Here is an 18315-nt window from a genome sequence, read left to right on the forward strand (position 1 = left end):
CGGCAGGGCCCGCCGTCAGCTCGATCAAGTTAGGTTAGGCTTACCTAAGTTCTGGACGCCGGAGACCAGCCCATCCCGTCCCACACCGGACTGTCCCCACCGGAGGACCCCCACATGCGCTCGCACCTGCTCAACGACACCACCGCGGAGCAGTACCGCCGCTCCGTGACCGAAGGAGTCGAGCGGGTGGCCGCCAAACTCGCCGCCACCGACCGGCCGTTCACCGGCATCAGCGTCGACGCCCTCTCCCCCCGCATCGACGAGATCGACCTCGACCAGCCGCTGCACGACACCACCGCGGTGCTCGACGAACTGGAGGACGTCTACCTCCGGGACGCGATCTACTTCCACCACCCCCGCTACCTGGCACACCTCAACTGCCCGGTCGTCATCCCGGCCGTGCTCGGCGAGGCCGTCCTGTCCGCCGTGAACTCCTCCCTGGACACCTGGGACCAGTCGGCCGGCGGCACGCTCATCGAGCGGAAACTGATCGACTGGACGACCGAGCGGATCGGTCTCGGCCCGGCCGCCGACGGCGTGTTCACCTCCGGCGGTACCCAGTCCAACCTCCAGGCGCTGCTGCTGGCCCGCGAGGAGGCCAAGACCGACAGCCTCGCCAAACTGCGCATCTTCGCCTCCGAGGTCAGCCACTTCAGCGTGAAGAAGTCCGCGAAGCTGCTCGGCCTCGGCCAGGACGCCGTGGTCTCCATACCCGTCGACCACGACAAGCGCATGCAGACCGTCGCCCTGGCCCGCGAGCTGGAGCGCTGCACGGAGGCCGGCCTCGTCCCCATGGCCGTCGTCGCCACCGCCGGCACCACCGACTTCGGCTCCATCGACCCGCTGCCCGAGGTCGCCGAGCTGTGCGAGCAGTTCGGCACCTGGATGCACGTCGACGCCGCCTACGGCTGCGGCCTGCTGGCCTCCCTGAAGCACCGGGACCGCATCAGCGGCATCGAGCGCGCCGACTCGGTCACCGTCGACTACCACAAGTCCTTCTTCCAGCCGGTGAGTTCCTCGGCCGTGCTGGTGCGGGACGCCGCCACGCTGCGCCACGCCACCTACCACGCCGAGTACCTCAACCCGCGGCGCATGGTGGAGGAGCGCATCCCCAACCAGGTGGACAAGTCCCTGCAGACCACCCGTCGCTTCGACGCCCTGAAGCTGTGGATGACCCTGCGGACCATGGGCGCCGACGGCATCGGGCAGCTCTTCGACGAGGTGTGCGACCTGGCCCGGGAGGGCTGGAAGCTGATCGCCGCCGACCCGCGCTTCGACGTCGTCGTCGAGCCGAGCCTGTCGACGCTGGTCTTCCGCTACATCCCGGCGGCCGTCACCGACCCCGCCGAGATCGACCGCGCCAACCTCTACGCCCGCAAGGCCCTGTTCGCCTCCGGTGACGCCATCGTCGCGGGCACCAAGGTCGGCGGCCGTCACTACCTGAAGTTCACCCTGCTCAACCCCGAGACGCAGGCGTCCGACATCGCCGCCGTCCTCGATCTGATCGCCGGCCACGCCGAGCAGTACCTGGGAGAGTCCCTTGACCGCGCGTCCTGAAAACCCGACCAGAACCCATGACTTCGTGGGGATCGGGCTCGGCCCGTTCAACCTCGGCCTGGCCTGCCTCACCGAACCCATCGACGCGCTCGACGGTGTCTTCCTGGAGTCGAAGCCCGACTTCGAGTGGCACGCGGGCATGTTCCTGGACGGCGCCCACCTCCAGACCCCGTTCATGTCGGACCTGGTCACCCTCGCCGACCCCACGTCCCCGTACTCCTTCCTGAACTACCTGAAGGAGAAGGGCCGGCTCTACTCGTTCTACATCCGCGAGAACTTCTACCCGCTGCGCGTCGAGTACGACGACTACTGCCGCTGGGCCGCGAACAAACTGAGCAGCATCCGCTTCGGGACGACGGTGGCGGAGGTGACGTACGAGGACGAGCTCTACGTCGTGCGGACCACCGCCGGAGACATCTACCGGGCCCGTCACCTCGTCCTCGGCACCGGCACCCCGCCCCACATACCCGAGGCCTGCCGGGGCCTGGCCGGCGACTTCATCCACAACTCCCGCTACCTGGACAACAAGGCGGAGCTGCAGAAGAAGGACTCGATCACCCTGGTCGGCTCAGGCCAGTCGGCCGCCGAGATCTACCAGGACCTGCTCAGCGAGATCGACGTCCACGGCTACCGGCTGAACTGGGTCACCCGCTCCCCGCGCTTCTTCCCGCTGGAGTACACCAAGCTCACGCTGGAGATGACGTCCCCGGAGTACGTCGACTACTTCCGCGAGCTGCCCGAGGCGACCCGCTACCGCCTCACGGCCGAGCAGAAGGGCCTGTTCAAGGGCATCGACGGCGACCTCATCAACGAGATCTTCGACCTGCTCTACCAGAAGAACCTCGGCGGCCCGGTCCCCACCCGGCTGCTCACCAACTCCGCGCTGACCAGCGCCCGGTACGAGAGCGGCACCTACACCCTGGGCTTCCGCCAGGAGGAGCAGGGCAAGGACTTCGAGCTGGAGTCACAGGGCCTGGTCCTGGCCACCGGCTACAAGTACGCCGAGCCGGAGTTCCTGGCCCCCGTAAAGGACCGGCTGGTCTACGACTCGCAGGGCAACTTCGACGTCGCCCGCAACTACGCGATCGACGTCACCGGCCGGGGGATCTTCCTGCAGAACGCCGGGGTCCACACGCACAGCATCACCAGCCCCGACCTGGGGATGGGCCCGTACCGGAACGCGTACATCATCCGCGAGCTGCTCGGCAGCGAGTACTACCCGGTGGAGAAGACGATCGCGTTCCAGGAGTTCGCCGTATGAGCGCCGCCACCGGCATCGGAACGCTCACCGTCCGTCCGCTCGACCCGCTGAAGGACGCCGAGCTGCTGCACTCCTGGGTCACCCACCCCAAGGCGGCCTACTGGATGATGCAGGACGCCGCGCTCGAGGACGTCGAGCGCGAGTACATGCGGATCGCGGCGCACGAGCACCACGACGCCTACCTCGGACTGCACGAGGGCCGGCCCGCGTTCCTGATGGAGAAGTACGACCCCCGGTACGTCGAGCTGGTCGGGCTGTACGACCCGGAGCCCGGAGACGTCGGCATGCACTTCCTGGTCGCGCCGACCGACCGGCCGATCCACGGCTTCACCAGGGCCGTCATCACGACCGTGATGGACGAGCTGTTCGCCGACCCGCGCACCCGCAGGGTCGTGGTGGAGCCCGACGTGAGCAACAAGGCAGTCCACGCGCTCAACGAGGCCGTCGGCTTCGTGGCCGAGCGTGAGATCGACAAGCCGGAGAAGCGCGCGCTGCTGAGCTTCTGCACGCGCGCACAGTTCCTGGCCGCCCGAGGAGTAGCCGTATGACCCTGTCCGACGCCGTAGCGCATCTGTCCCCCCACCGCTGGGCGCGGGCCAACCGCCTCCTGATCCGCAAAGCGCTCGCCGAGTTCGCACACGAGCGGCTGATCAACCCCGAGCAGGACGGGGAGAGTTACGTCGTCCGCAGTGACGACGGCCTGACGAGCTACCGCTTCTCCGCGACCCGCCGCGCCCTGGACCACTGGCAGGTCGACGCCGACTCGATCACCCGCCACCGGGACGGCACCGAGGTCCCGCTCGCCGCACTGGACTTCTTCATCGAACTGCAGAAGTCCCTGGGCCTGAGCGACGACATCCTGCCGGTCTACCTGGAGGAGATCTCCTCCACGCTCTCCGGCACCTGCTACAAGCTCACCAAGCCGGACGTCACGGCGGCCGAGCTCGCCCGCGGTGACTTCCAGGCCATCGAGACCGGCATGACCGAGGGCCACCCCTGCTTCGTCGCCAACAACGGCCGGCTCGGCTTCGGCATCCACGAGTACCTGTCGTACGCGCCGGAGACGGCGAGCCCGGTCCGGCTGGTGTGGCTGGCCGCCCACCGCTCACGGGCGGCCTTCACGGCCGGGGTCGGCATCGAGTACGAGTCGTTCCTGCGCGAGGAACTCGGCGCGGAGACGGTCGAGCGCTTCCACGGCGTCCTGCGCGACCAGGACCTGGACCCCGACGACTACCTGCTGATCCCGGTCCACCCCTGGCAGTGGTGGAACAAGCTCAGCGTCACCTTCGCCGCCGAGGTGGCCCGCCGGCACCTGGTGTGCCTGGGAGAGGGCGACGACGAGTACCTGGCCCAGCAGTCCATCCGGACCTTCTTCAACCGGACCAGCCCCGAGAAGCACTACGTCAAAACCGCCCTGTCGGTCATCAACATGGGCTTCATGCGCGGCCTGTCGGCGGCGTACATGGAGGCCACCCCGGCCATCAACGACTGGCTGGCCCAGCTCATCGAGGGCGACCCGGTACTGCGGTCCACGGGCCTGTCGATCATCCGGGAGCGGGCGGCGGTCGGCTACCGGCACCTGGAGTACGAGCAGGCCACCGACCGCTACTCGCCCTACCGCAAGATGCTCGCCGCGCTGTGGCGGGAGAGCCCGGTGCCGTCCCTGAAGGACGGCGAGTCCCTGGCCACCATGGCGTCCCTGGTGCACGTCGACCACGAGGGCGCGTCCGTCGCGGGCGCGCTGATCGAGCAGTCGGGCCTCGCCCCGAAGGAGTGGCTGCGCCGCTACCTCCAGGCCTACTTCACACCCCTCCTGCACAGCTTCTACGCCTACGACCTGGTGTTCATGCCGCACGGCGAGAACGTCATCCTGGTGCTGAAGGACGGGGTCGTGCAGCGCGCGATCTACAAGGACATCGCCGAGGAGATCGCGGTCATGGACCCGGACGCGGTGCTCCCGCCGACGGTCGAGCGGCTCCGTGTGGAGGTTCCGGAGGACAAGAAACTCCTGTCGATCTTCACGGACGTCTTCGACTGCTTCTTCCGCTTCCTCGCGGCGAACCTCGCCTCGGAGGGGATCCTGGCGGAGGACGACTTCTGGCGCACGGTCGCGGAGGTCACCCGCGCCTACCAGGAGTCGACGCCCGGACTCGCCGACAAGTTCGAGCAGTACGACATGTTCGCCCCCGAGTTCGCCCTCTCCTGCCTCAACCGCCTCCAGCTCCGCAACAACGAGCAGATGGTCGACCTCTCGGACCCGTCCGGCGCCCTCCAGCTGGTCGGCAACCTGAAGAACCCGATCGCGGAGTTCTGACCAGCCCCCATACGGACGAGCACCCCGGAGTACGGTCCTCCGGGGTGCTCGTCGTCGTGCTGCACAACGCCGCTGCCGCTATGCCGACCGACTGCCACGGGGTGGGTCCACGGATCGAGGCCCTGGCACGGCGTTGCCGGGTGGCGAGGTCGGCGTCCGCAGCCGCCGACTCGGGAGATCCCCACGGTTCCTCCAGCGCGGCCCGAAGGGCGCTGACGGCATCCGCACCGATGCGCCCGGCGAGCGCGGCTTCGTCCAAGGTCACCACGCCCGCGGCGACGAGCTCATGGACCCGCTGGTGCGCAGTCGGCGAGCTGACGCCCAGGCGCCGGGCCCACCTCTTGTGAGTCGGGTGGAACAATCCATCCCATGGCGGAAATCATCCAGAAGGACGGCACGTGGGCCTTCGACGGGGACGCGCTGCGGCTGACTCCCGGACGGGACAAGAACGTCAGTGTGTTACGCAGGGAGTTGGGTGAACTGATCGTCCCCTCAAGGGCGTTGGCCGGCATCGCCCTGGAGCAGGGCAAGAAGTCGGGGCGGCTCAGGCTGCGGCTGCGCGACGGCGCCGATCCGCTGCTGCACGCCACGGGCGGCCGGCTCACCGAGCCCCACGACCCGTACCAGCTGATCGTGGAGTCCGACCGCTACGGCGTCGCCGAGTACTTCGTGGACGAGGTTCGCAACGCACTGCTCCTCGACCAGGTCCCCGCCGGGCCGGTCGACACGTATCTGCTGCCGGGCCCCTCCGTCCCGCTGTCGGTCTCCGCCGGGGACGGCACCGCCGGTTTCGACGGCGAGCGCATACGCCTGGAGTGGAACTGGAAGACGGAGGACGCCAAGGCCGCCGCCGGCGCCCGTACGCTCGCGCTCACCGACATCACGGGCGTGGAGTGGCATCCCGCGGCCGGTCTGGAGAACGGGCACCTGCGTTTCACCGTGCGGCACGCGCCCACCAAGACCCCGCCCAAGTACGACCCCAACGCCGTGGAGCTGTGGGGCTTCAAGAAGGACCCGCTGATGGCGTTGGTCGCGGCGGCGGTCCAGGCCAGGCTTCCGCACCCGGCCCGGGCCGCCGCGGACCCGGTGGACGCGCGTCCGGAGCCGCCTTCTGCTCCGGACGCGTCCGCCGAGGCCGACCACGACGCCCTGCTGCGCCGCCTGCGCGAGCTCGGCGAGCTGCACCGCACGGGCGTGCTGACGGACGAGGAGTTCACCCTGGCCAAGCAGGCGATCCTCAAGCGGATGTAGCGCCCGCGGCTACTTCGCCCGGCGCGCAACCGTGAAGTGGTCGACCTGGTCACCGCTCTCGGCGATGCCGCGCACCGTCAGCGTGGCCAGGCGCCCCTTCGGTGCGGGGGTGACGTCCACGCGCAGGAAGGAGTAGTCGAGGTAGCGCACCCGGGACCAGGCGACGGTCTCGTTCTGCTTGCCGCCCTTGACGTTGACGAACGAGGCCACGGAGTCCACGTCGTGCTCGTTGCCCTCGTACGACAGCGGGGCGCTGAACGCGTAGAGGCTGCGTCCGGCCGCACCGGCCGTCACGTAGACCACGCCGTCGGTCTCGGGATAGGCCGTGCCGCCGATCGGGAGCTTCTTGGCGACCTTGTCGCCCTTGATCACGTCGGTGCGCTCGTACTGGTGGTTGTGGCCGTTGATGACCAGGTCCACGGTGTACTTCTCGAAGAGCGGCACCCACTCCTGCCGGACCCCGCCCTCGGACGCGTGGGAGGTGGAGGTGCAGTAGGCGCAGTGGTGGAAGAACACGACGATGAAGTCGACGTCGTGGGAGGCCCGGTACTTCTTGAGCTGGGCCTCCAGCCACGTGGTCTGGGTGCCTCCGGAGATGCCGAGGTTGGCGGGGATCTCGAAGGAGATGTCGTTGGCGTCGAGGGAGATGACCGCGGTGTTGCCGTGGACGAAGGAGTAGACGCCCGGCAGGTTCTTCTTGTCGGGGCCGTTGTCCGGCAGCGTCCAGCGGGCCTCCTCGCCGCCGTAGCCGTTGGGCGAGTACCAGGCCTCCATGTCGTGGTTGCCGTAGGCGGGCATCCACGGGACGGACTTGGCGACGGATTCGGTCTGGGCGAGGAACTGGTCCCAGATCCGGGAGTCGAAGCCGGTGTCGGAGGTCTGGCCGGAGCCGGACGGGTCGGCGTAGGCGATGTCGCCGGCGTGCAGGTGGAAGGCCGGGTTCTGGCCGAGCAGCAGGCTGTTGTTGGCCAGGCCGTGGTAGCTGACGCCCTCGTCGCCGAAGGCCGTGAAGGTGAACGGCGCCTTGTGCGCGGGGGCGGTGGTGAAGGTGCCGAGGGTGCCCAGCAGGTGCGGTGCCGCCGGGTCGAAGCCCTGGTGGCCGACGCCGTAGTAGTAGGTACGGCCCGGCTTCAGACGGCTCAGCTTGGCGTGGACGTAGTACTGGGTGTGGTTGCCGCTCGCGCCGACTCCGGCGGGCGTGAAGAGGGTGCGGACCTCGGCGTCGATCTTGCGGGAGAGGTCCGTGGGGTGGGCGCCGATCCGGATGAAGGGCTTCTTGACGGCGACCGGGACCTGCCAGGAGACGGTCATCTCCGTGCGCGGGTCGGTGCCGTAGGCGAGGTGACGGCCGAAGGGGGCGACGAGAGCGCCGTCGACGGACGCGGTCGCCGGGGCTGTGCGGGCGGTCGGTACGGCGGCCTGTGCGGTGGCACCGGGCACGAACGCGCCACCCGCGACGGCGCCGAGCGTGACGGCGCCGCCTCTGATCATCGTGCGCCGGGAGAATTTGGCGTGCAGGTACTCGTGCTGCTCGGCCATGCTCATGTGCTCGGCGAGCCGCTCGGGTACGCCCATACGAGGAGTGTCCATGGCGTCCAAAAATCGACGCCTCGGGCAACGGGATCCCTGACGTCCGGTGGACGGATCACGAACAGGCACTCATGACACGTTCAACGTTCCCCCAAAGGCTCCCCACAGAGGTCTGCCCGAAATCGGGCAGAATTCTTGCGAAAGCGTCGCCGGTGCCCCAAGATCTAGCGAGTGCACGACGAACTGGTTGATCATCTGACGCGGTCCACCGCCCTCGGCCGGGGCGAGGCACTGCGCGTGATCCAGGACGTGCTCGCCTACTTCGACGAGACGACCGAGGAATACGTCCGTCGCCGCCACCGCGAGCTCCAGGCCCAGGGCCTGGTCAACGCGGAGATCTTCGAACGGATCGAGGCGGACCTCAAATACCGCGCGGTGGCCCCGCCGGAGCTCTCGCTCCGGCAGCTGCGGCGCATCGTCTACGGCTAGGAATACGTATACATGTGCGGAATCGTCGGTTACATCGGGAAGCGTGACGTCGCGCCCCTCCTCCTGGAGGGCCTCCAGCGCCTTGAGTACCGCGGCTACGACTCCGCGGGCATCGTCGTCACCTCCCCGAAGACGTCCGGCCTGAAGATGGTCAAGGCCAAGGGCCGCGTCCGCGACCTGGAGGCGAAGGTCCCGGCCCGCTTCAAGGGCACGACCGGCATCGCCCACACCCGGTGGGCCACCCACGGCGCCCCGTCCGACGTCAACGCCCACCCGCACCTGGACGCCGAGGGCAAGGTCGCCGTCGTCCACAACGGCATCATCGACAACGCCTCCGACCTGCGCCGCAAGCTGGAGGCGGACGGCGTCGAGTTCCTCTCCGAGACCGACACCGAGGTCCTGGTCCACCTCATCGCCCGCTCGCAGGCGACCAAGCTGGAGGACAAGGTCCGCGAGACCCTCCGGCTCATCGAGGGCACGTACGGCATCGCCGTCATGCACGCCGACTTCCCCGACCGGATCGTCGTCGCCCGCAACGGCTCCCCGGTCGTCCTCGGCATCGGCGAGAAGGAGATGTTCGTCGCCTCGGACATCGCCGCGCTGGTCTCGCACACCCGCCAGATCGTCACCCTCGACGACGGCGAGATGGCCACCCTCAAGGCCGACGACTTCCGCACCTACACCACCGAGGGCACCCGCACCACGGCGGAGCCCACCACCGTGGAGTGGGAGGCCGCCTCCTACGACATGGGCGGCCACGACACGTACATGCACAAGGAGATCCACGAGCAGGCCGACGCCGTGGACCGCGTGCTGCGCGGCCGCATCGACGACCGCTTCTCCACCGTGCACCTGGGCGGCCTCAACCTGGACGCCCGCGAGGCCCGACGCATCCGCCGCGTGAAGATCCTCGGCTGCGGCACCTCGTACCACGCGGGCATGATCGGCGCCCAGATGATCGAGCAGCTGGCCCGCATCCCCGCCGACGCCGAGCCGGCCTCGGAGTTCCGCTACCGCAACGCGGTCGTCGACCCCGACACCCTCTACGTCGCCGTCTCCCAGTCCGGCGAGACCTACGACGTGCTGGCCGCCGTGCAGGAGCTCAAGCGCAAGGGCGCGCGCGTCCTGGGCGTGGTGAACGTGGTCGGCTCGGCCATCGCCCGTGAGGCGGACGGCGGCATCTACGTGCACGCCGGCCCCGAGGTCTGCGTCGTCTCCACCAAGTGCTTCACCAACACCACGGTGGCCTTCGCCCTCCTCGCCCTCCACCTCGGCCGCACCCGTGACCTGTCGGTCCGGGACGGCAAGCGGATCATCGAGGGCCTGCGCAAGCTGCCCGCGCAGATCGCCGAGATCATGGAGCGCGAGGAGGACGTCAAGAAGCTGGCCCTGCAGTTCGCCGACGCCCGCTCGATGCTCTTCATCGGCCGTGTCCGGGGCTACCCCGTGGCCCGCGAGGCCTCCCTGAAGCTCAAGGAGATCTCCTACATCCACGCCGAGGCCTACCCCGCCTCGGAGCTCAAGCACGGCCCGCTGGCCCTGATCGAGCCGGCCCTGCCGACGGTCGCGATCGTCCCCGACGACGACCTCCTGGAGAAGAACCGCGCCGCCATGGAGGAGATCAAGGCCCGCAGCGGCAAGATCCTCGCCGTGGCCCACCAGCCCCAGGAGAAGGCCGACGAGACGATCGTCGTCCCCAAGAACGAGGACGAGCTGGACCCGATCCTCATGGGCATCCCGCTCCAGCTCCTGGCGTACCACACCGCTTTGGTTCTCGGCCGTGACATCGACAAGCCGCGCAACCTCGCCAAGTCGGTGACGGTTGAGTAAGTGACCCTCTTTTAGGGGGCGCGGGGCTGTATCGATGTGCGGCTCCGCCGCGTGGGCGCGAGCAACCACAACGCACCCGCACAGGCCGACGAACGAAAACGGACCCCCACGTGCTGCCACCATGCACGGGGGGCCCGTTTCATCGCCGGGAAGCCGCCCAACTCCCCGGCCGGCGCAGCTAACCGGTGGCCGTCACGCCCCGGCCCGCAGCGCGTCGCGGAAGAACAGTCGGCCAGTGTGCCAGCGCCGCCGTCGCCGCATACCAGGCCACCGCCCCCGCGGCCACGGCGAACCACCCGCCCACCTTGGTGAGCCCGTCGCTGCCGGCGAACTCGGCGACCGCCATGAGCAACAGGGCGACGAAGAACAGCCCGTACACGCCCTGACCGAGCTGATCCCCGCCCGCGAGCGTCAGGGACAGCGCGACAAGTGCGAACAACAGCAGGAACAGCCCTGCCCCGTTGCCGGAGGCACTGTCGGACACGGCCCACGTGAACCACAGCGCCCCGAGCAACGAGAACGCCGTACCACCGGCGGCGTCACCCTCCCGCAGGGCCACGAGCCCCGCGACGAAGAGCGCAATGCCGCCCACGTACTGGGCGATTGACGCGGCGTCAGCGGCTGACACGCCGTCGATCACAGCGGTATGCCCCAGCCCGAAGGCCAGCAGAGTGATCCCCAGGGCGAGTCGACCGGCCACGGTCGTGATTCCGCTTCCCGCGGAGACGTCTTTGTCCACGGCGGGCTCCCTTCGTGCATGTGCAGTTGTGCGGTGTTCCGTATATGCCCTTCACAAAGGCACAAACACCTCTGCGCGCGAGTGGATTCGCGCGTTGCACAAAGGGAGTCACACAGAGGAGTCACACAGCGGAGTCACACAGAGGGAGTTGAAGCTCAGGGAATGACGATGACGGGCCGCTGCGCCCGCTTGGCGAGCCGCCCGGCGACGGAGCCGAAGATGCGCCCCACAAGACCGTGGGTGGAGCCGACGACGATCGCGTCGGCCTCGTACTCCCGGCCGACCTCTTCGAGTTCGTGGCAGATGTCACCGCCGCGCTCGACCAGGATCCAGGGCACCTCGGCGAGGTAGTCCGCACAGGCCAGCTCGAGTCCGAGCACCTCGGTGCGGTGGTCCGGCACGTCCACGAACACCGGCGGCTCGCAACCGGCCCACACCGTGGTCGGCAGCCGGTTGGCGACATGGACGATGATCAGGCCCGACCCGGAACGATGGGCCATGCCGATGGCGTAGGCCAGGGCGCGCTCGCTGGACGTGGAGCCGTCGAAGCCGACGACGACCCCGTGCTTGAAGGCGGGATCGCAGGAATGGCGTGGCTCTTTCGCCGCCAGGGGCTCGGCCGCCGTGGGATCGGCGACGGGCCGCTTGCGGTCCGCTGGTTCGAAGAATTCGTGACCGGCCATGGCTGTCTCGGCGTTGTGATCCTTGTATGGGAGGGACAACAGTGTGCGGCGGAGCTGTGTCCGGGAATGGTCTTCCCAACCCCATACCCCCAAGGGTACGGCGCCACGCCTCCTTAGCCCAGATCCCGCTCACGGTGCGTGCGGGTTCCAGGGAGCATGCACGAGGCACCGCCCGTAACGCAATGGTTGCTGCGCTGTACAGGCGGTTTGCACGGGATTCGCTGACCCGTGGAGGCGATCCGGGCAGCCAGTGACCGACGCCCCGGCCGCGCGTTGAACCCCGTGAGTCACGCCACAGGGAGCACGCATGTCCGCACCACGCCCCGCCGCCGAGGCGGACCGCGCGACCCCGCCGCCGCGGGACACCGCGACGGATGTGGTTCGCTGGGCTGCCTTCAGTTGCCTGCTCGTCCCGCTGGTACTCCTCGGCTACGGCACCTCTCTCGCCGGCGCCGCCGGCACGGCCCTCGGGCTCGCGGCCGTCACGGGCGCCTGCCGGGTCCTGCTGCGCCAGTCCGAGCGGGGCGCGGCCCGGCTCGCGGCCGAGGACCGGGCACCCCACCGGGGCCGGCGGCACCGCACCGGAACGGGGTCGCACCGTGGCGGACGGCACACCGGGGGAGAGACACCGGTCAGCTGACCGGTTTCCGCGCACACACACGGCGCTTTTCAGCCAACTTCTCGTACCTGCGCATCACCCCGCCCAACCGCCCCCCAACCCCCGTTCGACCTGCATGGAAAGGGCCTCAGGGGGTCCGCGCACCCTACGTGGATTGGCCACTGCGACGAGGCGCACTTCCCTGCACGCCCCACGAGTGCAACGCTTCGTGATCGAATGCTTCACGCCAAGTTGCCAAGTCGACAATGTGCCGAGTGGTGAACCGGCCACTTCGGCACGACGGCACACAGTAGATTCGATCTTGACTGTCTACGGCGGGGGACTCGTGCAGGACCGAGGGGAAACGTGCAGGAGCGACACAACCGAGGAGCCGCGACCACCGAGGGGGGCTTAGCAGTATGAGCCACGACTCCACTGCCGCGCCGGAAGCCGCGGCCCGGAAGCTTTCCGGGCGACGCCGCAAGGAGATCGTCGCGGTGCTGCTGTTCAGCGGCGGCCCCATCTTCGAGAGTTCCATACCACTGTCGGTGTTCGGGGTTGACCGCCAGGACGCCGGCGTACCGCGCTACCGACTACTGGTGTGCGGAGGCGAGGAAGGCCCGCTGCGGACCACAGGGGGCCTCGAACTCACCGCACCACACGGCCTGGAAGCGATCTCACGCGCGGGCACGGTCGTCGTACCGGCCTGGCGTTCGATCACCTCACCGCCACCGGAGGAGGCGCTCGACGCGCTGCGCCGCGCCCACGAGGAGGGCGCCCGCATCGTCGGGCTGTGCACCGGCGCCTTCGTGCTCGCGGCGGCCGGCCTGCTGGACGGCCGGCCGGCGACGACACACTGGATGTACGCACCGACGCTGGCCAAGCGCTATCCGTCGGTGCACGTGGACCCGCGTGAGCTGTTCGTCGACGACGGCGACGTGCTGACGTCGGCGGGCACCGCGGCGGGCATCGACCTGTGCCTGCACATCGTGCGCACGGACCACGGGAACGAGGCGGCCGGGGCCCTGGCCAGGCGGCTCGTCGTGCCGCCGCGCCGCAGTGGCGGGCAGGAGCGCTACCTCGACAGGTCTTTACCCGAGGAGATCGGCGCCGACCCGCTCGCCGAGGTCGTCGCCTGGGCGCTGGAGCACCTCCACGAGCAGTTCGACGTGGAGACACTGGCGGCACGCGCATACATGAGCCGTCGTACGTTCGACCGCCGCTTCCGCTCGCTGACCGGGAGCGCTCCGCTGCAGTGGCTGATCACACAGCGGGTCCTGCAGGCGCAGCGCCTGCTGGAGACGTCGGACTACTCGGTGGACGAGGTGGCGGGACGCTGCGGCTTCCGGTCGCCGGTCGCCCTGCGCGGGCACTTCCGCCGCCAGCTGGGTTCGTCCCCGGCCGCGTACCGGGCGGCGTACCGCGCCCGGCGCCCGCAGGGCGAGCGGCCCCAGGAGACCGAGAGCGCCCCGGGCGGCCCCGGGTCCGGCATGCCGGGCCAGCCGAACCACGCGGGGCACCCGGGCCAGCCCGGCCAGGCGCCGAACCCGCTCCACCCGGAGCACCCGGTGCCGCTGCAGTCCCGCCGTACGGCGGCGGCGAGCGCGGTCGGCCAGTCGCCGGCCCTGTCGGGGAGCCTGCCCGGGCAGCGCAGCGCGCCGTGAACCGATGGCCGCAGGGCCCGCGAGGAGCACGCCTCCCCGCGGGCCCTGCGGCTTTCGCGGTACGGGCGGCTCAGGCGAGAGCGGCGGGCCGTAAGGTTAGACACATGAACGATCGCATGGTGTGGATCGACTGCGAGATGACCGGCCTCTCGCTGTCGGACGACGCGCTCATCGAGGTGGCCGCCCTCGTGACCGACTCCGAGCTGAACGTGCTCGGGGAAGGCGTGGACATCGTCATCCGGCCGCCGGACCAGGCGCTGGAGACGATGCCGGACGTGGTGCGTCAGATGCACACCGCCTCCGGGCTGCTCGAGGAGCTCGCCGCCGGGACCACCCTGAAGGACGCCGAGGACCAGGTCCTGACGTACGTGAGGGAGTTCGTGAAGGAGCCGGGCAAGGCGCCGCTGTGCGGGAACTCCGTCGGCACGGACCGCGGTTTCCTGCTGCGCGACATGCCGACGCTGGAGAACTACCTCCACTACCGGATCGTCGACGTGTCGTCGGTCAAGGAGCTGGCGCGTCGCTGGTACCCGCGGGCGTACTTCAACAGCCCGCAGAAGAACGGCAACCACCGTGCGCTCGCCGACATCCGCGAGTCGATCGCGGAGCTGCGGTACTACCGCGAGGCCGTGTTCGTCCCGCAGCCCGGGCCCGACTCGGACACCGCGAAGAAGATCGCGGCGAAGCACGTCCTGCCCGCTCAGTAGGCGGGGCGGGGACCCGTCGGGGGCGGCGCGGCGAAAGCCGGGCGCGAGCACCCCTTCGGACCCTGTACACTTTTTCTCGGCCGGTCAGGGAAGTCACTGACCTCCAAGCCGGTCATGGTGGGTGTAGCTCAGCTGGTAGAGCACCTGGTTGTGGTCCAGGATGCCGCGGGTTCAAGTCCCGTCACTCACCCTGAGTAATCAGCCGGTGGCTTCGCGAAGAAGCCACCGGCTGAAGCTTTTTGCGCGCCTCTCCGGGGCGGCGCGGCAGGCTGGCTACCGTCGGCGGCATGGACGGTCGACGCCCGGGATGGCGCGCGTGTGTGCTCAGCGGGGCGGTGTTCGCGGTCTGTATGGCCGGCACCACGCTGCCGACTCCCCTCTATCCCCTCTACCAGGACAAGTTCGGCTTCTCCGAGCTGACGGTCACGGTGGTGTACGCCCTGTACGCCTTCGCGGTGATCGCCGTGCTGCTGCTGGTCGGCAACGCCTCGGACGCCGTGGGCAGGCGCCCGGTGCTGCTGTGCGGCCTGGGGTTCGCGGCGTTGAGCGCCGTCTGCTTCCTGAGTGCCGGCGGTCTCGGCTGGCTCTACGCGGGGCGGCTGCTGTCGGGGCTGTCCGCCGGCCTGTTCACCGGGGCCGCCACGGCGTACGTGATGGAGCTGGCACCCGGGGGCGGTGCCTCCCGGGCCACGTTCGTGGCGACCGCGGCCAACATGGGCGGGCTGGGCTGCGGTCCCCTGCTCTCCGGGCTTCTCGCCGAGTACGCACCCTGGCCGCTGTACCTGCCGTTCGTCACCCACCTCGCCATGGTGGCCGCCTCGGCCGCCGCGCTGTGGTGGCTCGCGGAGACGGTACGGGATCGGCAGCCGCTGCGCGCCGTACGCCCGCAGCGGCCCGCGCTGCCCCCGCAGGTGCGGGCGGTGTTCGGCCCCGCCGCCACCGCCTCCTTCGTCGGATTCGCCCTGTTCGGGGTGTTCACCTCGGTCAGCCCGGCCTTCCTCGTGGAGTCCCTGGACGTGGACGACCACGCCGTGAGCGGGCTGATCGTCGCGCTGGCCTTCTTCTCGTCGACGGCCGGGCAACTGGCGGTCGGCCGGGTCGGCGTACGGCGCTCCCTGCCGCTGGGGTGCGCCGGGCTCCTCGGCGGGCTGGCGCTGCTCGCCGGTGCGTTGCGGTGGGACCAGATGACCCTGCTGATCGCGAGCGCGCTCATCGGCGGGATCGGCCAGGGCCTGGCGTTCCGCGGTGCCCTGGCCGACGTGGCCGAGGCCTCTCCCGCCCACCGGCGCGCGGCGGTGATCTCGACCCTGTTCGTGGTGGCCTACGCGGGCATCTCCCTCCCGGTGATCGGCGTCGGCCTGCTCACCGGTCCGATCGGCCTCGAGGGGGCGGGGCTGGTGTTCATCGCGTGCATGGCGGTGCTGGTCGTGACCGCGGCGGTGTACCTCGTACGTCGGTCGGCACCGGCCCGGGCGTGAGCACGTGCGATCGCGAGGGCCCATGGGTGAGCTGGTGGAACGGGTCGACGAGCAGGACCGGTCGTCGGGGTGGTCGACCGGGACGGGGCGATCCGCCACGGCCGGCTGCACCGGGTCGCGACGACGGTCTGCCGGGACGCTCGGGGTGCACGAGGCCGTCGTCCCGGAGCGCCTCGCCCCCGGCCCGTCCGGGATCGCCTGGCACGGCTGGTTCAGTGAGGCGCGGTTCCGGGAGGTGATCCGGGAGCGGCTGTTCGGGTCCGACGGTCTGGATGCCCTGCGGCGCCGGCCCGGCCTCGGCTCACCGACCGCCACGCCGCCACCAACTCCGCCACGCCGGTGAACCGTTCACGCGGGTCGGCCCGAACGGCCCGTGTGGCGACCGCCAGTTGCTCGGGCGTGCCGCGCCAGGCGCGTTCCTCGTCGCCCGCGTCCAGCAGGAGGCGGATGGCGCGGCCCAGGGCGTGGACCGTCGTGCGGGTGTCGATGCGGGAGCCGCGCCGCCATTCCTCCGGGGCCATGAAACGCCGCGAGCCCGGCAGCCGGTCGGCCCGCAGGGTGAACGGGCCCGGGCGGTACTCGTCGAGGTCGATCAGCCGTAATGCGCCGGTCTCGAAGTCGTGGAGAAACGCCCCGTCGTAGAGGTCCACGGCGACGAAGCCCGCGTCCTCCACCGCCAGGTGGGCGTCCAAGAGGCGGTCGACGGCGTGCAGGACCGCCGCGACGGGCTGGGCCCGGAAGCGGGCCAGGGGATGGTCCGGGTGGGCGCGGCCGCCGTGGTGGCGGAGGGTGGGGTGGTAGAGGACCTCGCCGGAGTGCCAGGGCATCACCACGGCGGGGCCCCCGGAGCCGACCCGGAAGCGGTGCAGCTGGGGGACGATCGCCGGGTGGCGTACCGCGCGGTGGAAGACCCGGGCCCGGTCGAGTGAGTGCCGGGCCGCGGCCGTCGTCGCCTCCTTCACGAACCAGCGCTCGCCGTCCGCCAGCCGGACCCCGTACGACACGCAGCCCGAGTCCTGGTCGCGGAAGGCGCGGAACACCTCCCCCACCGTCCGCAGGTACGGCTCGGTGCGGGCGACCTCGGTGACATCCAGGAGCGGATGGCCGGTCACGACGACGACCGGGACACCAGCTCCGTGGCCAGGACCATCTGCCGGCGCTCCAGGCCCCGGGACGCGAGCGGGCGGCGGTCGGCGACCTCGGTGAGCAGGAGGTCTATCATCCGGCGGCCCATCTCCTCGATGGGCTGGCGGACGCTGGTCAGGGGCGGCTCCATGTGGCGGGCGATGGCGGAGTCGTCGTAGCCGACGAGCGCCACGTCCTCCGGGATGCGGCGGCCCGCGTCGCGCAGCGCCCGGCGGGCGCCGGCCGCGGTGACGTCGGAGGCGGCGAAGACCGCGTCGATGTCGGGGTGGCGCTCCAGCAGCACCGCCATGGCCCGGTGCCCGCCCTCCTCCGTGAAGTCCCCCGCCTCGATCAGCCCCTCGACCACCCCGAGGCCGGCGTCGCTCATGGCCTCGCGGTAGCCGTCGACACGGCGCTGGGCACCGTAGACGTCGAGACGGCCGGTGATGTGGGCCACCCTGCTGCGGCCCCGGGACAACAGGTGCTCGACGGCCTGGCGGGCACCGCCGTAGTTGTCCGAGTCGACCGAGGGCAGGGTCTCCGCGGCCGAGCGCGGGCCGCTGATCACCGCCGGGATCTCCAGCTGGGCGAGCAGGTCGGGCAGGGGATCGTCGGCGTGCACCGAGACCAGCAGGACGCCGTCGACGCGGTGGGCCGCCAGGTACTGGGCGAGCCGGGCGCGTTCGCGGTCGCTGCCCGCGAAGATCAGCAGCAGCTGCATCTCCGTGTCGGACAGCGCCGCCCCGACGCCCTTCAGCATGTCCGAGAAGTACGGCTCCGCGAAGAACCGGGTCTCCGGCTCGGGTACGACCAGCGCGATCGCGTCCGTACGGTTGGCGGCCAGGGCGCGTGCCGCGGTGTTGGGGACGTAACCGAGCTCCGCGACCGCCGCCTCGACGGCGGCGCGGGTCGCGTCGCTGACCCGGGGTGAGCCGTTGATCACCCGCGAGACGGTGCCGCGACCGACACCGGCGCGCGCCGCCACCTCTTCGAGGGTGGGCCGGCCACCACTTCGGCCCCGCGCTCCGTGGGTTGCCATGGGCTCCGCCTTCCCGTTCACACCCGCACTCTGCGACTGGCCTGGAATTT

The 18315-nt window shown here is 70.2% G+C and carries 16 protein-coding genes and 1 tRNA gene; 12 read left to right on the forward strand and 5 right to left on the reverse strand.

Translation table 11 applies throughout. The features are described from left to right. The first annotated feature begins 114 nt into the window (after nucleotides 1–114). The 5 genes from desA to ACFY5B_RS04960 all read left to right on the forward strand — a co-directional run bounded on the left by desA (nucleotide 115) and on the right by ACFY5B_RS04960 (nucleotide 6383). Nucleotides 115–1557 (forward strand): lysine decarboxylase DesA, encoded by a 1443-nt coding sequence (gene desA, locus ACFY5B_RS04940; protein WP_389964593.1) that lies wholly within the window; start codon nucleotides 115–117, stop codon nucleotides 1555–1557. Then, nucleotides 1541–2818: a lysine N(6)-hydroxylase/L-ornithine N(5)-oxygenase family protein gene (locus tag ACFY5B_RS04945; RefSeq protein ID WP_389964596.1), complete on the forward strand. Its 1278-nt coding sequence runs from the start codon at nucleotides 1541–1543 to the stop codon at nucleotides 2816–2818. Before desA ends, ACFY5B_RS04945 begins: the two co-directional genes overlap by 17 nt. Beyond that, complete coding sequence (locus tag ACFY5B_RS04950; protein WP_389964598.1) at nucleotides 2815–3366, forward strand: GNAT family N-acetyltransferase; 552 nt, start codon at nucleotides 2815–2817, stop codon at nucleotides 3364–3366. The genes ACFY5B_RS04945 and ACFY5B_RS04950 overlap by 4 nt, the downstream gene beginning before the upstream one ends. Further along, entirely contained in the window at nucleotides 3363–5132 is a 1770-nt protein-coding gene (locus tag ACFY5B_RS04955; protein ID WP_389964601.1) for an IucA/IucC family protein, read from the forward strand. The genes ACFY5B_RS04950 and ACFY5B_RS04955 overlap by 4 nt, the downstream gene beginning before the upstream one ends. A gap of 369 nt (nucleotides 5133–5501) precedes the next feature. Beyond that, nucleotides 5502–6383 carry a DUF4429 domain-containing protein gene (locus tag ACFY5B_RS04960; RefSeq protein ID WP_389964604.1) on the forward strand — a complete coding sequence of 294 codons (882 nt, stop codon included), beginning with the start codon at nucleotides 5502–5504 and terminating at the stop codon, nucleotides 6381–6383. Between the two features lie 9 nt (nucleotides 6384–6392). Here the strand turns inward: ACFY5B_RS04960 and ACFY5B_RS04965 are convergent, their stop codons facing one another. After that, a complete protein-coding gene (locus ACFY5B_RS04965; RefSeq protein WP_389964607.1) occupies nucleotides 6393–7958 on the reverse strand; it encodes a fibronectin type III domain-containing protein in 1566 nt (521 codons plus the stop codon). Between the two features lie 186 nt (nucleotides 7959–8144). Between ACFY5B_RS04965 and ACFY5B_RS04970 the strand changes: the two genes are divergently transcribed. Together ACFY5B_RS04970 and glmS are read left to right on the forward strand one after the other, a co-directional pair. Further along, complete coding sequence (locus ACFY5B_RS04970) at nucleotides 8145–8402, forward strand: hypothetical protein (RefSeq protein ID WP_104779792.1); 258 nt, start codon at nucleotides 8145–8147, stop codon at nucleotides 8400–8402. Nucleotides 8403–8414: 12 nt separating this feature from the next. Continuing rightward, nucleotides 8415–10232 (forward strand): glutamine--fructose-6-phosphate transaminase (isomerizing), encoded by a 1818-nt coding sequence (glmS, locus tag ACFY5B_RS04975; protein ID WP_389964609.1) that lies wholly within the window; start codon nucleotides 8415–8417, stop codon nucleotides 10230–10232. 178 nt (nucleotides 10233–10410) lie between these two features. Here the strand turns inward: glmS and ACFY5B_RS04980 are convergent, their stop codons facing one another. Beyond that, nucleotides 10411–10971: a GPR1/FUN34/YaaH family transporter gene (locus ACFY5B_RS04980; RefSeq protein ID WP_389964611.1), complete on the reverse strand. Its 561-nt coding sequence runs from the start codon at nucleotides 10969–10971 to the stop codon at nucleotides 10411–10413. A 155-nt stretch (nucleotides 10972–11126) separates the two neighbouring features. After that, nucleotides 11127–11654, reverse strand: a complete 528-nt coding sequence (locus ACFY5B_RS04985; protein ID WP_104779789.1) for a universal stress protein — start codon at nucleotides 11652–11654, stop codon at nucleotides 11127–11129. 307 nt (nucleotides 11655–11961) lie between these two features. On the opposite strand from ACFY5B_RS04985, the gene ACFY5B_RS04990 reads away from it, so the two are divergent. The 5 genes from ACFY5B_RS04990 to ACFY5B_RS05010 all read left to right on the forward strand — a co-directional run bounded on the left by ACFY5B_RS04990 (nucleotide 11962) and on the right by ACFY5B_RS05010 (nucleotide 16101). Next, the gene (locus ACFY5B_RS04990) at nucleotides 11962–12294 is read left to right on the forward strand and encodes a hypothetical protein (RefSeq protein WP_389964614.1); all 333 of its coding nucleotides are present in this window, start codon (nucleotides 11962–11964) and stop codon (nucleotides 12292–12294) included. A gap of 377 nt (nucleotides 12295–12671) precedes the next feature. Next, nucleotides 12672–13916 carry a helix-turn-helix domain-containing protein gene (locus tag ACFY5B_RS04995; protein ID WP_389964617.1) on the forward strand — a complete coding sequence of 415 codons (1245 nt, stop codon included), beginning with the start codon at nucleotides 12672–12674 and terminating at the stop codon, nucleotides 13914–13916. 104 nt (nucleotides 13917–14020) lie between these two features. Further along, entirely contained in the window at nucleotides 14021–14623 is a 603-nt protein-coding gene (gene orn, locus ACFY5B_RS05000; RefSeq protein ID WP_389964620.1) for an oligoribonuclease, read from the forward strand. A 117-nt stretch (nucleotides 14624–14740) separates the two neighbouring features. Further along, nucleotides 14741–14813: transfer RNA gene (locus ACFY5B_RS05005), tRNA-His, on the forward strand. Nucleotides 14814–14910: 97 nt separating this feature from the next. Beyond that, nucleotides 14911–16101, forward strand: coding sequence for an MFS transporter (locus tag ACFY5B_RS05010; protein WP_389964623.1), 1191 nt, complete (start codon nucleotides 14911–14913; stop codon nucleotides 16099–16101). A gap of 212 nt (nucleotides 16102–16313) precedes the next feature. Here the strand turns inward: ACFY5B_RS05010 and ACFY5B_RS05015 are convergent, their stop codons facing one another. Together ACFY5B_RS05015 and ACFY5B_RS05020 are read right to left on the reverse strand one after the other, a co-directional pair. Further along, nucleotides 16314–17213 carry a serine/threonine protein kinase gene (locus ACFY5B_RS05015; protein WP_389964626.1) on the reverse strand — a complete coding sequence of 300 codons (900 nt, stop codon included), beginning with the start codon at nucleotides 17211–17213 and terminating at the stop codon, nucleotides 16314–16316. Beyond that, nucleotides 17210–18265 carry a LacI family DNA-binding transcriptional regulator gene (locus ACFY5B_RS05020; protein ID WP_389964629.1) on the reverse strand — a complete coding sequence of 352 codons (1056 nt, stop codon included), beginning with the start codon at nucleotides 18263–18265 and terminating at the stop codon, nucleotides 17210–17212. Before ACFY5B_RS05020 ends, ACFY5B_RS05015 begins: the two co-directional genes overlap by 4 nt. Nucleotides 18266–18315: the final 50 nt, after the last annotated feature.

Source organism: Streptomyces sp. NPDC013187 (assembly GCF_042899705.1).
Classification (GTDB): Bacteria; Actinomycetota; Actinomycetes; order Streptomycetales; family Streptomycetaceae; genus Streptomyces; species Streptomyces hawaiiensis_A.

Coding starts and splice junctions, on each gene's coding strand:
- desA (WP_389964593.1), top strand. CDS start 115: ATGCGCTCGCACCTGCTCAACGACACCACCGCGGAGCAGTACCGCCGC.
- ACFY5B_RS04950 (WP_389964598.1), top strand. CDS start 2,815: ATGAGCGCCGCCACCGGCATCGGAACGCTCACCGTCCGTCCGCTCGAC.
- ACFY5B_RS04955 (WP_389964601.1), top strand. CDS start 3,363: ATGACCCTGTCCGACGCCGTAGCGCATCTGTCCCCCCACCGCTGGGCG.
- ACFY5B_RS04960 (WP_389964604.1), top strand. CDS start 5,502: ATGGCGGAAATCATCCAGAAGGACGGCACGTGGGCCTTCGACGGGGAC.
- ACFY5B_RS04965 (WP_389964607.1), bottom strand. CDS start 7,958: ATGGGCGTACCCGAGCGGCTCGCCGAGCACATGAGCATGGCCGAGCAG.
- glmS (WP_389964609.1), top strand. CDS start 8,415: ATGTGCGGAATCGTCGGTTACATCGGGAAGCGTGACGTCGCGCCCCTC.
- ACFY5B_RS04985 (WP_104779789.1), bottom strand. CDS start 11,654: ATGGCCGGTCACGAATTCTTCGAACCAGCGGACCGCAAGCGGCCCGTC.
- ACFY5B_RS04990 (WP_389964614.1), top strand. CDS start 11,962: ATGTCCGCACCACGCCCCGCCGCCGAGGCGGACCGCGCGACCCCGCCG.
- ACFY5B_RS04995 (WP_389964617.1), top strand. CDS start 12,672: ATGAGCCACGACTCCACTGCCGCGCCGGAAGCCGCGGCCCGGAAGCTT.
- orn (WP_389964620.1), top strand. CDS start 14,021: ATGAACGATCGCATGGTGTGGATCGACTGCGAGATGACCGGCCTCTCG.
- ACFY5B_RS05010 (WP_389964623.1), top strand. CDS start 14,911: ATGGACGGTCGACGCCCGGGATGGCGCGCGTGTGTGCTCAGCGGGGCG.
- ACFY5B_RS05020 (WP_389964629.1), bottom strand. CDS start 18,265: ATGGCAACCCACGGAGCGCGGGGCCGAAGTGGTGGCCGGCCCACCCTC.